Below are 15800 nucleotides of genomic sequence, written 5' to 3'. Positions count from 1 at the left end.
GCGCTGCCCCCGCTACTCGTACTGTACGATCACCGAAAGAAAATCATCATCGCTTGTTACTACTGTGTGGTGGCCTTTGCCGTGTTTGTCTTCCATATGCCAGACGTCACCCGGACCAATATCTCTGAATTCCCCGTCGCTCGCGGTCACGCGCACTGAGCCAGAAAGACAAATGAGCTTTTGAGCGACAGGTGTGGGATGAATTGGCTCATCCCAACCCTTCTTGAGTCTCAAGAACATGGTTTGCTTGACAGCTTCTGGCTTTGAAATCTCGATTGCTTTCGCAGGTGGTGCAAAGCTTTGCTCTTCAAGTTCGACTTCGATGTCTTTCCAATGGCTTTCGCCTTGAGCATCCGAATACAGTTTTTTGAACTTCACTTTGATACCCCCACCACATCGCAAGCCCACAACCGATACCGGACATTGGGGCGCAAAGGAGAAAAACGCAAGTTGAGCCGAGTGTGTCGTTCTCAATCGCCAGCTCACCGGAATAAGCATATTCCCTAACAGTCCCCCTATCTGACGTGTCTTGAAGGAAAATTCCCCGCATTCTCACAGTTTCACAAAAAGCGTTTTTTGAATTAACCTTAAAGTCATTGATTTCTGGAGGGCTTTTCATGTCATCAAAACTCATGGCCGAATTCTTCGGTACATTCTGGCTGGTTCTGGGCGGCTGCGGCAGCGCGGTGCTGGCTGCAGGCGTAGCCGATGTGGGTATCGGCTGGCTGGGCGTTTCGTTCGCTTTCGGCCTGACGGTGCTGACCATGGCCTACGCGGTCGGTCATATCTCGGGCGGGCATTTCAACCCGGCGGTCAGCCTTGGGCTGATGATCGGCGGGCGGTTCGATGCCAAGGATCTAATCCCCTACTGGATCGCGCAGGTGATCGGAGCGATCGCCGCAGCAGCCGTGCTCTATCTGATCGTCAGCGGAGCACCGGGCTTTGAAGGCGTCGGGGGGTTTGCCTCAAACGGGTATGGCGAGGCGTCACCCGAAGGCTATTCGATGATGTCAGCGTTGGTGATCGAAATCGTCATGACGGCGTTCTTCATCGTGATCATTCTCGGTGCGACCTCCAGCGGCGCGCCTGCCGGGTTCGCCCCGATCGCGATTGGTTTGGGGCTGACGCTGATCCACCTGATCTCGATTCCGGTGACCAACACCTCTGTGAATCCTGCCCGGTCAACCGGCGTGGCGTTGTTTGCCGATGGTCCGGCACTGGCGCAGCTATGGCTGTTCTGGGTGGCACCTTTGATCGGCGGCGCGATTGGCGCGCTGATCTGGCGGGCGATGTCGGACGACGATTGACCCGGCCGCATCAAGAACCCCCGGCCCGCAGAAGCGCGCCGGGGTTTTCTTTTATTCGGTCACAGTGACCTTTTTCATCGCATCCGGTTGTCCGATCACTGCGCCATTAGGGCCATCGCCCCGCTTGATCGCATCGACCACGTCCATCCCTTCTGTCACCTGACCGACAACCGTGTACTGACCATTCAGGAACGGGCCAGGCTCGAACATAATGAAGAATTGCGAGTTCGCGCTGTCTGGGTCCTGCGCCCGCGCCATACCCACGACGCCCCGTTCATAATTGAAATCCGAGAATTCAGCAGGCAGATCAGGGCGATCCGATCCACCCGTACCCGCACGACGCATGTCGCCACCGACACGGCCAAACTCAACATCGCCGGTCTGCGCCATGAACCCATCGATCACACGATGGAACACAACCCCATCGTACTGACCAGCAGCGGCCAGAGCGGTGATCTGCTCCACATGCTTGGGCGCAATATCTTCGAACAGGTCGACGGTGACGGTGCCATTGGCCCCCTCGCCCTCGATCTCGATCTCAAGCCCGGTTGCCAGCGCAGGGCTGGCCAGCAAGGTAAAAACTGCGGCCAGCTTATGCATCAGCAGCCACCTTAACGCTGATCATGCGGTCGGGGCTCGCTGGCGGCTCACCACGCACAATCGCGTCTACATGCTCCATCCCGTCGATGACGCGGCCATACACGGTGTACTGGCCGTTTAGGAAATGGTTGTCCTTGAAGTTAATGAAGAACTGCGAGTTTGCCGAATCCGGGTTGGCCGAGCGTGCCGCACCCAACGTGCCGCGATCATGAGGCAGTTTCGAAAACTCGGCAGGTACGTTCGGCAGCGACGATCCACCGGTGCCCGCCATACGAATGTTGAACCCGTCTTCCATGTCGCCATGCTGCACATCGCCGGTTTGCGCCATGAACCCGTCGATCACACGGTGGAAGGCGACGTTGTCATACTCACCACCACGGGCCAGCTCTTTCATGCGGGCCGAGTGCTGAGGGGCCACATCAGGCAGCAATTCGATGACGACATTGCCGTCTTTCAGCTCAATGATGATCGTGTTTTCGGGGTCTTTGATCTCGGCCATCTGGCCCTCCTGTCTTTGAAACTTGCGCAAATACCTATGACGCGGGCGCGCGAATGCCAAGTGACGCATTGACCTGAACGCAAAATGCAGGAAAAGAACCGCTGAAACTGGATGCAATGGGCAAGGATGAGCGCGATGGGCTGGAAATCTCTGGACGATATGGATCTTGGCGGTAAGCGGGTTCTGGTGCGCGTGGATATCAACGTACCGGTCGCGGATGGCGTGGTGACCGACGACACCCGCATTCAACGGATCGTGCCAACCGTGCGCGATATCCTCGCCGCAGGCGGTAAACCCATCCTGCTGGCCCATTTCGGACGCCCCGGTGGTCAGCATGTACCCGAGCTGTCATTGAAGCAGCTTGTGCCAGCACTTGAATCCGCTTTTGGGGCTCCCGTGCGCTTTGCCGATGATTGCGTGGGCTATGAGGCTGAAACCGCAGCTTCCGCCCTGGCGGAAGGTGAGGTTCTGCTGCTGGAAAACACCCGCTTCCATGCCGAGGAGACCAAGAACAGCGTCCCACTTGCCCAAGGCATGGCAAAGCTGGGCGACATCTATTGCAACGATGCCTTCTCGGCCGCGCACCGCGCCCACAGCTCGACCGAGGCGCTGGCCCGTCTGCTGCCCGCCTGTGCCGGACGCCTGATGCAGCAGGAACTGAGCGCACTTGAGGCCGCCCTGGGCGCGCCCAAGCGGCCTGTCACAGCGGTTGTCGGGGGCGCCAAAGTGTCGACCAAGCTGGACCTGCTGGGCAACCTGATCGAAAAGGTTGACTATCTGGTCATCGGCGGTGGCATGGCGAATACATTCCTACTGGCGCAGGGGATCGATGTCGGCAAATCACTGGCCGAGCACGCCATGACCGATACCGCCGCCGAAATCCTCGGCAAGGCCGAAGCCGCTGGCTGTACGATCGTCCTGCCGCGCGACATCGTCGTGGCCGAAGTGTTCGAGGCCAACGCGCCGCATCAGGTGCTGCCCGCTGATCAGTGCCCTTCTGACTCGATGATCCTAGACGCCGGTCCCGAAAGCGTCGCAGCCGTGTCCGAAGTGCTGGAAAAAAGCCAGACCCTGATTTGGAACGGCCCACTGGGGGCGTTTGAGCTGACCCCCTTCGATGCCGCAACCAATGCGGCGGCGCTGAAGGCGGCTGCACTAACCCGCGATGGCAAGCTGACCTCGGTCGCGGGCGGGGGCGACACGGTGGCCGCACTGAACGCCTCGGGCGCGGCAACGGATTTCTCATATATCTCTACTGCTGGTGGTGCCTTCCTTGAATGGATGGAAGGCAAGACCTTGCCGGGTGTGGCCGCGCTGGACCCGTAAGCGCTCAAACCTCAGGTCTCAGCTTTTTCTACACAGGGGATTCACAACCCGAATCACCTGTGACATAGTGCGTCGAGACATCCAAAAAGGGTGCGTTTCTGAGGCAGTATTTCACACGGCGGTTAACACAGTGTCCCGTTCCAATCGGCCCGGTTTAGGGGCTTTCATTTTCTTCTCAATCGCCTTCATGCTGGGGGTGTATTTCACCTTTGCCGCCGTTCAAGGGGATTACGGTCTGTTTCGCCGGGTCGAGATTGCCGCCGAGCGCGATGTTTTGTCTCGCGATCTGGCGCAGCTGAACGCCGAGATCGAGCAGATGGAGAACCTGACCCGCCGACTGTCAGACACCTATCTGGATCTCGATCTGCTGGATCAACAGGCCCGCTCAGTGCTCGGCATGATCCGCGCGGATGAGATCGTCATCCGCTGACGAAATTTTTGACTAAGAATCTCTGTACCTTAACGCCCGGAAGATAAGCTGTGGCAGGCCGCAACTCGCGTATCCTGCCCTCGCGTAACATTAGTACTCGCCAGAACGTGTGAAATGCTCTATGAGATAGTTTAACGCTAAACTATCTTGCCGAAAGGGGGAGATCGCCACTATGGCTGCCCGAAAAACCACAAAGAAACCAAATGTTTCTGCGGAAGAACTGACCACATATTACCGCGAGATGCTGCTGATCCGCCGATTCGAGGAAAAGGCAGGTCAACTCTACGGCATGGGTCTGATCGGGGGTTTCTGCCACCTCTACATCGGTCAGGAAGCGGTTGTTGTCGGCCTTGAGGCCGCGGCCAAAGAAGGCGACAAGCGCATCACGTCCTATCGCGATCACGGCCACATGCTGGCCTGTGGAATGGACCCGGGCGGCGTAATGGCCGAATTGACCGGTCGCGAAGGCGGGCTGTCCAAAGGCAAAGGCGGCTCGATGCACATGTTCTCGAAAGAGAAGAATTTCTATGGCGGCCACGGCATCGTTGGCGCACAGGTTCCGCTGGGTGCGGGTCTGGCCTTTGCTGACAAGTACAAAGAGAACGGCGGCGTCACCTTCACCTATTTCGGTGATGGCGCGGCCAACCAGGGTCAGGTCTATGAGACCTTCAATATGGCTGCTCTTTGGGAACTGCCGGTGGTATTCGTGATCGAGAACAACCAGTATGCCATGGGCACCGCGCAAGCACGCTCGACCTCTTCGGCCGACATCTACCACCGCGGTCAAGCCTTCGGAATACCGGGTGAAATGGTGAACGGCATGGATGTGCTGGCCGTCAAAGCCGCAGGTGAAAAAGCGGTCGCCCACTGCCGTGCGGGCAAAGGTCCCTACATCCTCGAGGTGAAAACCTACCGCTATCGCGGCCACTCGATGTCTGACCCGGCCAAGTACCGTACACGCGAAGAGGTTCAGAAGGTCCGCGAACAAAGCGATCCGATCGAACATGTACGCGAGCTGCTGCTAACCGGCAAACACGCGACCGAGGATGACCTGAAGGCGATCGACAAAGAGATCAAAGAGGTCGTCAATCAGGCCGCCGAATTCTCGAAAGAAAGCCCCGAGCCGTCGCTGGACGAGCTCTGGACTGATATCTACGCCTGAGAGGACGAATAAGACATGGCAACCGAAATTCTCATGCCCGCCCTTTCGCCCACGATGGAAGAGGGCACATTGGCCAAGTGGCTGGTCAAGGAAGGCGACACCGTATCCTCGGGCGACATCATGGCCGAAATCGAAACCGACAAGGCGACGATGGAGTTCGAAGCCGTCGATGAAGGCATCGTCGGTAAGATTCTGATCAGCGAGGGCACCGAAGGGGTCAAAGTAAACACCCCTATCGCGATCCTGGTCGAAGATGGTGAAGACGCCTCCGCCCTGCCCGTGGCTGCGCCCGCAGCCGCAGCGGAGGCCGAAGCCGCCCCTGCGGCGGTTGAGGCCCCCGCTCCTGCCGCAGCAGCCCCCGCTGCTCCGGTTGTGGACCTGTCGCCCGATTGGCCTGCCGACGCCGAGATGGCGCAGCAAACCGTCCGCGAAGCCTTGCGCGACGCGATGGCCGAAGAAATGCGCGGCGACGAAGATGTCTATCTGATGGGCGAAGAAGTCGCTGAATATCAGGGCGCCTATAAAATCTCTCAAGGCCTGCTCGATGAATTCGGTGCCAAACGTGTCATCGACACCCCGATCACTGAACACGGCTTCACCGGCATCGCCGTCGGCTCGGCCTTTGGCGGGCTGAAACCGATTGTCGAGTTCATGACCTTCAACTTCGCCATGCAGGCGATTGATCAGATCATCAACTCTGCCGCCAAAACGCTTTATATGTCTGGCGGTCAGATGGGCTGTCCGATCGTATTCCGTGGCCCTAACGGTGCCGCTGCCCGCGTGGCCGCGCAACACTCGCAGGACTACGCCGCATGGTACATGCAGGTGCCCGGTCTCAAAGTGGTGATGCCCTATTCCGCAGCCGATGCTAAAGGTCTGCTGAAATCAGCCATCCGCGACCCGAACCCGGTGGTCTTCCTGGAAAACGAAATCCTCTACGGCCGGTCCTTCGACGTGCCACAAGTGGATGACCTGACCATCCCGCTGGGCAAGGCCCGCATCTGGCGCGAAGGCTCGGATGTGACCATCGTCAGCTTCGGCATCGGCATGCAATATGCGCTGGAAGCCGCAGACAAACTGGCCGAAGACGGCATCAGCGCCGAGGTGATCGACCTGCGCACTATCCGCCCGATGGACACCGGTGCGATCATCAACTCGGTGATGAAAACCAACCGTCTTGTGACTGTCGAAGAAGGCTGGCCGCAAGGTTCCGTCGGTAGCTACATCAGCTCGGTGGTCATGCAGGAAGCGTTCGATTATCTCGACGCCCCGGTCATCACCCTCACCGGCAAAGATGTTCCGATGCCATATGCGGCGAACCTCGAAAAGCTGGCGCTGATCACCACCGATGAGGTGATCGCTGCGGTGAAACAGGTGACCTACCGGTAATGGAGATCAGGGGCCGCGATCCAGCAACCGAATGCTACCGTGTCGAGATTGACATCGACAACCGCATCGTGCGGGCGCTTGTACCCGAGCGATTGGCGGCGGATATGCGGTTGATCGGCGCGCGCCCCTCACACCAGACCGCCTATGTCTGGATGGCGGAGAACAAAGACAAAATCGAGGCTGCGATTGCGACACTCGCACGCGGCACCGGGCGCCCCAAGGCGCCCTTTGACCAAATTACTCTGATTGAGGAGCGCTGAAATGCCCACCGAAATCCTGATGCCTGCCCTGTCCCCGACGATGGAGGAAGGCACACTTGCAAAATGGCTCGTCAAGGAAGGCGACACCGTCTCCTCGGGCGATCTGCTGGCCGAAATTGAAACCGACAAGGCAACAATGGAGTTCGAGGCTGTTGACGAAGGCACCGTCGGCAAGATCCTTATTCCTGAGGGAACCGAAGGCGTTAAAGTCAACACCGCCATCGCAGTCCTGCTGGAAGATGGGGAAAGCGCTGATGATATCGGTGCAACGCCAACCGCTGCTCCCGCGGCTGCGCCAGCTGCCGCAGCGGGCAACGAGGCTGCCGCACCGGCGGCACCCGAGGCGTCCGCCCCTGCCCCAGCGGCACCGGCCAAAGCGGATGGCGGTCGTATCTTCGCATCCCCCCTTGCTCGTCGGATTGCCGCGCAAAGGGGTCTAGATCTGGCTCAAATCTCAGGTTCTGGCCCACATGGCCGTATCGTCAAAGCCGATGTGGAAAGCGCCACAGCCGCACCTGCAGCGGCACCTGCGCCTGCTGCTGCAGCCGCCCCAACCGCCGCCGCTCCCGCAGGTCCATCGGCGGACGCCGTGGCCAAGATGTACGAAGGCCGCGAATATGAAGAGATCAAACTCGATGGCATGCGCAAGACCATCGCCGCGCGTCTGTCTGAGGCCAAACAGACCATCCCGCATTTCTACCTGCGTCGCGACATTAAGCTGGATGCGCTACTCAAGTTCCGCAGCCAGTTGAACAAGCAGCTCGAAGGCCGGGGTGTGAAGCTCAGCGTCAACGACTTCATCATCAAGGCCGTCGCCAACGCGCTGCAGCAGGTGCCCGAGTGCAATGCCGTCTGGGCGGGTGACCGGGTTCTGCAACTGAAACCTTCGGATGTGGCTGTTGCCGTCGCCATCGAGGGCGGTCTGTTCACTCCGGTCCTGCAAGATGCCGACACCAAATCGCTGTCGGCGCTGTCGGCCGAGATGAAAGACCTCGCCGGACGCGCCCGCGAGCGCAAGCTGGCCCCGCACGAGTACCAAGGCGGTACTTTCGCGGTCTCGAACCTCGGCATGTTCGGCATCGACAATTTCGATGCCATCGTGAACCCGCCGCATGCAGGTATCCTCGCAGTTGGTACCGGCCTCAAGAAACCCATCGTGGGCGATGACGGAGAACTGACGGTCGCAACCGTCATGTCCGTCACCATGTCGGTCGATCACCGGGTCATCGACGGCGCGCTTGGCGCTCAGCTGCTGCAAGCCATCGTCGACAATCTGGAAAATCCGATGGTCATGTTGGCCTAAGCCCAGAAGATCATGCACAAAAAAAGGCCGCCTCGAACCCCAAGGCGGCCTTTTTCGTCTATTCACTCCGAATTACTGGTCTTTCCCCAGCATATGATCCATCGAGATTGACGGCTGATCGCACCCGGCCTCGCCCACGATCTTGGCGGGAATGCCAGCGACCGTCGTGCACGGTGGCACTTCCTGCAGCACCACTGATCCGGCGGCGATACGGCTGCAATGGCCAACCTCGATATTGCCCAGAACCTTAGCACCAGCGCCGATCAGAACGCCGTCACCAATGGTTGGATGGCGCTGTTCTTCTTCCTTACCGGTTCCGCCCAGCGTCACCGAATGCAGCATCGAAACATTGTCCCCAACCACAGCGGTTTCACCGATCACGATAGAATGGGCATGGTCGATCATGATGCCTTTACCGATGCGGGCAGCTGGATGGATATCAATGCCGAATATCTCGGAAGATCGCATCTGGAAGAAATACGCCAGATCATGGCGCCCCTTGTTCCAAAGCCAGTGGGCCACGCGATAAGCCTGCATCGCCTGATACCCTTTGAAATAAAGGATCGGTTGCAGCAGGCGGTGGCAGGCCGGATCGCGTTCATAAACAGCCATCAGGTCCGCGCGCGCGGCTTCAATCAACGCTTTGTCGTCAGCATAGGCCTCATCCACGATCTCACGCAGTACCATCATCGACATCTCATTCGAGCATAGCTTGGCCGAGATGCGATAGGACAATGCCCTCTCAAGACTGCGGTGATGCAAGATACAGGCGTGCACCAACCCACCCATCAGCGGCTCTTTCTCGACGGCTGCATGGGCTTCCGAGGTGATGCGGTCCCAAACCGGGTCCACAGGTGTCACTTGGCTGCGCGTTTCGAACATGGCTTTTCATCCTTTGCTGCGCTTAGAATAGCCATCTAGTCGTAAAATTACCAAACGCAAACCCTTGATATGCACTACAACAAAAAATGAACTCAGCCGATCTGGACCATTTTCGGAAGCTTATTCACCAGCGCCTTCGCGATCTGGCCGCGCAATCCGCCGCCGGTCAGGATGCGCAATCAGTTGTGGAGCTGGATCAACAGGCAGTGGGTCGGCTCAGCCGGATGGATGCGTTGCAAAATCAAGCAATGGCCAAGGCGCAACAGGCCCGGCGCGACACCGAAACGCATCGGCTTCGGGCCGCGCTGAACCGGATGGACGAAGACGAATTCGGCTATTGCGAAGATTGCGGCGAGGAAATAGCGCACGGAAGGCTAGAGCTGGACCTTGCCGCCTCAAAATGTGTCAGCTGCGCATCTGGCTGATTTGGAACCGGATCAGTTTGCGCAGAACCATCTCGAAACATTGGCAATATTGCAGATCGTCGAAATTTGGCTCGTCTGCCAAGGGCCGGCAGCGCGCGGCTGCCATCAACGAGCCATTTCCATAAACAGGATGCAACCGCCCTGTTCTGGCGACATGTCGATCCGCCAGTTCGGCCTCAGCAATCAGGAGGGTGCTTATCCTATCGCGGTCGGTTCGCGGCGCGGCCAGCAAAGCCCGCGCCGCCGCGCTGAGATCTCCGTGCAGGACTGGCCGCACGGCTAGCAGACCGAAAGGCGCGCAAACGCCCCGGGTCCGTAGGTAGCCGAAACCTGCGCGACTGCGATATCGTAGGGTCCGGCCAGCCCGTCATCGGCTTTCATCGCGGCAGAATACTGCCAAACCGGATCACTGGTGACAGTTTCGCGCAACAAAGCACCCTCAGTGAAGACGCGGATCAGATAGGATTCGCTTTCTTCGCCCAGAGGCACATCCAATGCGCTCCAGTCATCGCCGTCAATCCGGGTGCGGCGCACCCACGAGATCTTGTCCCCGGTAGCCGACGCAGAAGCCTGCAAATGCACTGGCGCATAAGGTCTCAGCCCATTGCCATCGAACGCTTCAACCAGATGCACATATGCCGGGTCCTCGTAGCCGCGCGTTGCAGGGCCGATACGGTAATGCTTGGCCACGCGGCGTTCGGTGCGCAGCAATCCGGTCTGATAAACACGTTCATCCAGTAGGACAAAGGTAGACGCTTCAGACCATACATCCGGCATCAGGGCATCCGTACCCAGCTGACCACGCAAGCGGCCTGACAAATTGTAAACGCCAGTCTCCTGCAAGACCGCATCCGAGAACTGGAACACTTCCCAATTGCCCGGTGTTCCGTCACCGATGGCAGCCAGATTGGCACCACTCAGCAACGCCGAGCGTGGGCGAGACTCCAACACGCCATCGATCAGGTTGACACGCAACGCGGCCCCTTCGTCCCAGATCCCAGCGCCTGCGCGTCGCAGGGGTGTTTCGGTGAAGCCAATCACCGCCTGCCCCGCGATCACTTGATGCAAGGTATAGTCCTCATCCTGTGCAGCCGAATAAACAGCCACGTTACCGGGCCAGGGCTCGGCCGATATCGCCAGATACGGCGCATGGGGCGCTTCGGATCCAGTGATCAGCGGCAGATCCATGAGCACCGGCAGAACTGGCACCGGAGCAATGAACGGCTTGGCTGCCGCCACATCGTCCAGCACGCCGGACGGCGTATAGACGCCGGGTTCAATCCGTACTGCATCCGCCAATTGCATCTCGGCCTGTTCCAGCCGGTCAATCCGATATAGCGTTCCGTCCCCGGCATCCGGCAAACGCACCACATCGCCGGCCCCGACATGCAGCAGCGAGGGCGGCAGAGCAAAGCGCGCCGTCTCGCGCGAAATGCGGGATTCGCTCAGCCAGCGCTCGACCGTCTGACGCCCTTCGGCGCGGGTCATCGACAGAGGCATTTCGTTGACGGCGACCGAATGGGTTCTGTCATCAGGCAAGACGGCCTCTTCCGCGACAACATCATGGTCCGCATCCGACTGGACGAACCGCAGACGCACACGCCCGGTCATCTCGGCCTCAGCCTCGCGGCGATGTTCCACTGGCCCGTCGATATCCGCGCTGATGGCGATCTGCTCGGGGTCGATTTCAACGGCCCGACGCCCGTCGCGGGTTTTAAACTTCAGCACCCCGTCCCGCTCGATCGCGTCGAACCCATAGCGCAGCATCAGCGGCTGCAAGGCCTGCCGAGCGTTCATTACGTCCTCAACCGCGTAACCGCGTACCACGCCGTAGAGCTCGGACACATCAATCGCGGTCACCCCTGCCTCATGGCAGATTTCTGTCACGACCGAGGCCAGAGTCCGCGACCCGGATCGCCCGTTCAGCCAATGCCCACGTGCATAGTTATCGCCGTCCGACCACTGCGACCGCAGGTTCGGGAAAGTCGGGAACGGACGCGCATCCCAAGCCCAGACAAAGGCGTTCGACAGGTCCACCATCGGGCCGTCATAGATATCTGAAACCGGGTTGATCTCAGCATCACCCCAATAGCCAAGGACGGCCCGAAGGTACTGAACCATGATAAAATCGTCCCGTACCCCGTTGGAATACCGCGGCAAATTTGATTCAGACGACTTTGGGTCCAAGAATTTGTTCGGCTGGTTCGTGCCCTTGTCGATCGCCGCGCAGCCCAGTTCGGTGAACCAGATTGGCTTGGACCCCGGAACCCAACCCGTTGGCGTTTCCTGCCGCACACCCCCGATCCGCTCATGATGTCGGTTTGCCCACCAGTTGCGCAGGTCCTTGTACCGCCAGACCCACGGCTCGCCATGATCGTCATCAGTGATCGGGCTTCGGATCTGCGCTTCGGCTTCCTCCGGTGAGGCATAGTACCAATCATACCCCTCGCCGCCTTCGATATTGCCGCGCAGATAGTCCAGATCGTAGATCGACCCATTCGACACCTCAGCGTCCAGATGCGAGGCCCTGTCCCGCCAGTCGGACAGCGGCATATAGTTGTCGATGCCGACAAAATCTATGTTCTCATCGGCCCAAAGCGGGTCGAGGTGGAAATACCGGTCTCCGGTGCCGTCTTGCGGCTGATACCCGAAATACTCGGTCCAGTCTGCGGCATAGCCGATCTTAGTTTCCGGCCCCAATATCGCGCGCACTTCCGCGGCCAGAGACCGCAGCCCCGCAACTGCAGCGAAGCCAGACGCGCTGCGGATTTGCGTTAGCCCGCGCATCTCGGACCCGATGCAGAAGGACTCCACGCCGCCCGCCGCCTTGCAAAGGGCCGCATAGTGCAGAATGAACCGCCGTAATCCCCATTCGCTAGGGCCGCGATAGGTCACTTTGCTGCCGCTGGTCGAGAAATGTGACGCGCGCGCCGTACCAAAGAACGCCGCCACCTGCGCATCCGCATCGGCTGTTTGATCCGGCGAGCCTGGCCGCCCCGGAGCAACATCCAAAGTGATCCGCCCACGCCAAGGCAAATGTGGCTGATCCGGCGCATCGGACCACGGATCAGGCAGGCCGTTGCCCTCTGATTGCTCCATCAAAATAAACGGATAAAACATAACCCGTTTGCCCGATTTCTTCAGGTGCCGGATCGCCTGCACTACGGCCGCATCAGCCGGTGTGCCGCCATAAACCGGACGCCCATCCTGCCATTTCACCTGCCCCGCCGCAGTTCGGGACAGACCTGAAACACTCCAGGGCATGTTTGCGCCCTCGATATTCTTGCGTTCAACCTTGGGGCGGATCTGGCATTCTCCGCAGCGCAAATCATCGCCGAACCACGACACGATTAACGAAGCCGCCTCGCAGCCCGGCAATTCCTGGTCGAGCGCCCGCGTCGAGGTCACCAGATCGGACTTGCCCGATGGTGAATTGACATTCGCCGCCCAACTGCGCCCACGGCCCTTGGTGTAATTAACCTGAGATGAAGCCAGCGCGTATTCCCCCGTACCCGGCATCAAGGCCACCCCCTTGATGATCCGAGACAGCGCGTCCTCGGCATCCGGCATCTCGTCTTGTTCCTGCCGCACCACCTCGAACGAGAATTGCGGCACTCGGTTGCCAAAGGGACCCAGCGCCAGATCTTCAATCACCACATAAGCCGTGCCGCGATAAGCGGGCACCGTGCCTGCCCCTTCGACCGCTTCAATGAGCGGGTCGGGCAATTGCTCGTGATCGCCGCGATAAATTCGCATGTTCAGCGATCTACGCTCGACCTCTTCACCATCGGCCCAGACACGCGTGATATCCGCAACCTGTCCCGCGCCCACGGCAATCGCCAGAGACACAGAATAGCTGTAGCTATGCGTGGTTGTCGTTGTCGTCACTTCAACGGGCTTGGGTTTCCCCTTGCCTCCACCGCCACCGCCTGATGTTTGCGTCGTCGTCGAGGTCGATCGGGTTTCCAGAAAGTCCGAGGCCCAGATGACCTGTCCTCCAACTCGCATCCGGCCGAAGACCGTCGCGACGGTCGCACCCTCACCGGTTTCGGTGAGACGGAAACGATCCAGACGCCCGGTCTCGACCACCTCGCTGCCGCCGCCCATTACGGATTGGCTGGCCATCAACCGGTTGTCGATCACCCGCCCCAGCGTCGCCCCGACCGCGCGGCCAATCACCGCCGTGGACAGACCCGCAACCGAGCCCCCGATCGAACCACCTATTGCCGCACCTGCAGCAGACAGAACTATTGTGGCCATCAGAAATCCTCCAGCGGGAATTCGAAACAAGCGACCACGCGGCGACGCCAAGGCTCGCTCAGCGTGTTTTCAACAACACCATGCCCGGTATAGGCGTGGATGAATCGCATCGGGTCTTGGGCGCTGACGATGCCCAGATGCTTTGCCACGGCCGCATCCCGCATCCGAAACAGCAATACATCCCCCGGGGCCAAATCATCGGGCGATTTCTCGACTAGATGGCGACGGGCTGCGGCCCACATGCGTTCCTCACCCTGCGGCTCGGACCAATCCATGCTGTAGACCGGCACCGCCTCAGGCTCATGCCCCATCACCGCGCGCCAAACGCCCCGCAGCAAGCCCAGACAATCAGCGCCTGCACCCCGAACAGAGGCCTGATGAACATAAGGTGTGCCCAGCCATCCGCGCGCTTCGTCCACGATATCTTGTTTTGTCCGCATCACCGCCTGCTTCCCCCTTTGTGTTGACTACTGCGCTTGGGTACGGCCATGACCCAATCCTCGTGCGGCAGGTCAGGGAAGCCCTGAAAATTCAGCATGTTGTTGAACTTCAGTCGGCAAGTGGTCATGCGCTTGTCACACCCGGCGATCAGCTGGACCCGGTCCCCAACCGCCAGCCCGCCGCCAATCGCCGACCACAGCGTGACATCGCGGCCATCTCTGACCTGTTCATCCAGCTTGATCGAGGCCCACAGGCCCTGCGCAGCCCCGTCCAGCACATCCAGCCTGCCGCGTTCAAACCAACCCGCATCAGAACTCTCCGCGCCCTGCAAACGCAAAGCCGCGCCGTCCAGCGCGACAATTTCAGCCTCAGCGCGATAACCCGGCGTCTCCAGGGCAAAGCGGCACGCCTTATCCCCGAACACTGCCGTACAGGGCTTCTGATAAATCCGCCCTAAAGGCCGGTTCAGCAGATCGGTCAACCCGCGCAATTCCGCATGAAACGCCCCGCCAGCGCGACGCAACTCGCCAATCGAACCACGAAACTGCAGCATCCGCTGCTCAGGATCGGCCCAATTGACCAGCCAGGCCCGCACCTCGGCCCCATCAAAGCGCCCCGCCTCGATATCCTCTTCCCGGACCGAGGCATCAGACAGCGCGCCCATCGCCTCGGTATTATCGATCGACAGGCCGGTTGCCTGCTCGATCGCCGCAGCGGTCAGACCGGTGCTGGCTTTGAACACCAGCCCGTCAAAGCGCAACTCCATATCGTGATCCGTGAAACCATAGACCTGCCCGTCGCTGCGCGTGATTGCCCAGCAACGACAGGTGGTGGTCAGCCCGCTTTGCAAATGCGCCTGCAGCGCCTGTTTGTCCCCGCTCATCAGACCCGCACCTCGACCACCGGTACGTTCGGGACGTCACCGGCCTGAAAGCTGGCAACGCTGGTCTGGATCTTGTCGGTGTCGAACCGTACCGGAACGTCGAACTCAAACCCGGCTGTAATCTCGACCTGCTCAGGCGGCGGGGCCGAGAACATCACGCGCCCGGTCGCCAGATCGACCTCAAAGTCCACGCCTTCGCGTTGCGCGTCCTGATCCAGCCCCAGCGTCACGGTCCCCAGTACCGGCTTCAGGATTGGCCTTACATAACTGAATCCACCCGAGCTGTAGCTCTTGATCAGCTGAAAATCGGTCGTCTCGCCATCCCCGCGCGCAATCACCTGATCGCCCTTGTCGACTTCAGCCGTTGCTGCGCCCGACTTGAAATCCGACCAGTCCTTCCAGCGGAATCCAAACATCTGGCCCTGCCGCGCCTCAAAAAACGAGATCAGCGTCTCGATATCGTCTAGCGACCGCATCCCCAGCCCGGCATCATAGCGCCTGCGCGAATGCGCCCAGGGCGTGTTGCGTTCTTCGAACCCGTTGGCCAGCGTCACGATATCCGTGCGCCGTTCCGGCCCACCGACCGAGCCAAAGCTCAGGCTGGCGGGAAATCTCACCTCGTGGAAATTCATC

Annotated in this window: 17 protein-coding genes; 8 read left to right on the top strand and 9 right to left on the bottom strand. The window is 59.7% G+C overall.

Features of this window, described 5'->3' with window-relative positions; all coding sequences use genetic code 11:
- Positions 1-12: 12 nt before the first annotated feature.
- Positions 13-378 (bottom strand): cupin domain-containing protein, encoded by a 366-nt coding sequence (locus ACR0MJ_RS03395; RefSeq protein ID WP_170403066.1) that lies wholly within the window; start codon positions 376-378, stop codon positions 13-15.
- A gap of 239 nt (positions 379-617) precedes the next feature.
- Between ACR0MJ_RS03395 and aqpZ the strand changes: the two genes are divergently transcribed.
- Positions 618-1307, top strand: coding sequence for an aquaporin Z (gene aqpZ / locus ACR0MJ_RS03390; protein WP_170396526.1), 690 nt, complete (start codon positions 618-620; stop codon positions 1305-1307).
- A gap of 51 nt (positions 1308-1358) precedes the next feature.
- On the opposite strand, the gene ACR0MJ_RS03385 is transcribed toward aqpZ, so the two are convergent.
- Positions 1359-1907 carry a peptidylprolyl isomerase gene (locus tag ACR0MJ_RS03385; RefSeq protein WP_480759208.1) on the bottom strand — a complete coding sequence of 183 codons (549 nt, stop codon included), beginning with the start codon at positions 1905-1907 and terminating at the stop codon, positions 1359-1361.
- Entirely contained in the window at positions 1900-2406 is a 507-nt protein-coding gene (locus ACR0MJ_RS03380) for a peptidylprolyl isomerase (RefSeq protein ID WP_170396522.1), read from the bottom strand. The genes ACR0MJ_RS03385 and ACR0MJ_RS03380 overlap by 8 nt, the downstream gene beginning before the upstream one ends.
- A 135-nt stretch (positions 2407-2541) precedes the next feature.
- Between ACR0MJ_RS03380 and ACR0MJ_RS03375 the strand changes: the two genes are divergently transcribed.
- From ACR0MJ_RS03375 to ACR0MJ_RS03350, 6 genes are all read left to right on the top strand, one after another.
- On the top strand, positions 2542-3732 hold the full coding sequence (locus ACR0MJ_RS03375; protein ID WP_480759206.1) for a phosphoglycerate kinase: 1191 nt from the start codon (positions 2542-2544) through the stop codon (positions 3730-3732).
- A 130-nt stretch (positions 3733-3862) separates the two neighbouring features.
- Positions 3863-4162: a septum formation initiator family protein gene (locus ACR0MJ_RS03370; RefSeq protein ID WP_170396518.1), complete on the top strand. Its 300-nt coding sequence runs from the start codon at positions 3863-3865 to the stop codon at positions 4160-4162.
- A gap of 172 nt (positions 4163-4334) precedes the next feature.
- On the top strand, positions 4335-5324 hold the full coding sequence (gene pdhA, locus ACR0MJ_RS03365; protein WP_170396516.1) for a pyruvate dehydrogenase (acetyl-transferring) E1 component subunit alpha: 990 nt from the start codon (positions 4335-4337) through the stop codon (positions 5322-5324).
- Positions 5325-5339: 15 nt separating this feature from the next.
- Complete coding sequence (locus ACR0MJ_RS03360) at positions 5340-6713, top strand: pyruvate dehydrogenase complex E1 component subunit beta (protein ID WP_170396514.1); 1374 nt, start codon at positions 5340-5342, stop codon at positions 6711-6713.
- On the top strand, positions 6713-6973 hold the full coding sequence (locus tag ACR0MJ_RS03355) for a hypothetical protein (RefSeq protein ID WP_170403080.1): 261 nt from the start codon (positions 6713-6715) through the stop codon (positions 6971-6973). Before ACR0MJ_RS03360 ends, ACR0MJ_RS03355 begins: the two co-directional genes overlap by 1 nt.
- A 1-nt stretch (position 6974) precedes the next feature.
- Entirely contained in the window at positions 6975-8276 is a 1302-nt protein-coding gene (locus tag ACR0MJ_RS03350) for a pyruvate dehydrogenase complex dihydrolipoamide acetyltransferase (RefSeq protein ID WP_480759204.1), read from the top strand.
- A gap of 72 nt (positions 8277-8348) precedes the next feature.
- Here the strand turns inward: ACR0MJ_RS03350 and cysE are convergent, their stop codons facing one another.
- A complete protein-coding gene (gene cysE / locus ACR0MJ_RS03345; protein WP_170396508.1) occupies positions 8349-9158 on the bottom strand; it encodes a serine O-acetyltransferase in 810 nt (269 codons plus the stop codon).
- 86 nt (positions 9159-9244) lie between these two features.
- On the opposite strand from cysE, the gene ACR0MJ_RS03340 reads away from it, so the two are divergent.
- A complete protein-coding gene (locus ACR0MJ_RS03340) occupies positions 9245-9583 on the top strand; it encodes a TraR/DksA C4-type zinc finger protein (protein ID WP_170396506.1) in 339 nt (112 codons plus the stop codon).
- Here the strand turns inward: ACR0MJ_RS03340 and ACR0MJ_RS03335 are convergent.
- From ACR0MJ_RS03335 to ACR0MJ_RS03315, 5 genes are read right to left on the bottom strand one after another with little or no spacing between them, the layout of a single operon-like run.
- On the bottom strand, positions 9564-9860 hold the full coding sequence (locus ACR0MJ_RS03335) for a DUF7742 family protein (RefSeq protein ID WP_170403088.1): 297 nt from the start codon (positions 9858-9860) through the stop codon (positions 9564-9566). The genes ACR0MJ_RS03340 and ACR0MJ_RS03335 overlap by 20 nt on opposite strands.
- Positions 9861-9862: 2 nt before the next feature.
- On the bottom strand, positions 9863-13843 hold the full coding sequence (locus ACR0MJ_RS03330; protein WP_480759201.1) for a baseplate multidomain protein megatron: 3981 nt from the start codon (positions 13841-13843) through the stop codon (positions 9863-9865).
- Positions 13843-14283 carry an NlpC/P60 family protein gene (locus tag ACR0MJ_RS03325; RefSeq protein WP_170396502.1) on the bottom strand — a complete coding sequence of 147 codons (441 nt, stop codon included), beginning with the start codon at positions 14281-14283 and terminating at the stop codon, positions 13843-13845. Before ACR0MJ_RS03325 ends, ACR0MJ_RS03330 begins: the two co-directional genes overlap by 1 nt.
- A complete protein-coding gene (locus ACR0MJ_RS03320; protein WP_480759198.1) occupies positions 14283-15167 on the bottom strand; it encodes a DUF2163 domain-containing protein in 885 nt (294 codons plus the stop codon). The genes ACR0MJ_RS03325 and ACR0MJ_RS03320 overlap by 1 nt, the downstream gene beginning before the upstream one ends.
- Positions 15167-15799 carry a phage distal tail protein, Rcc01695 family gene (locus ACR0MJ_RS03315; protein WP_480759195.1) on the bottom strand — a complete coding sequence of 211 codons (633 nt, stop codon included), beginning with the start codon at positions 15797-15799 and terminating at the stop codon, positions 15167-15169. The genes ACR0MJ_RS03320 and ACR0MJ_RS03315 overlap by 1 nt, the downstream gene beginning before the upstream one ends.
- Between the last annotated feature and the right edge of the window lies 1 nt (position 15800).

This window comes from Ruegeria sp. C6, assembly GCF_056537625.1.
Note: the sequence above shows the minus strand (reverse complement) of the source record. Positions and strands in the feature narration are given on the sequence as shown.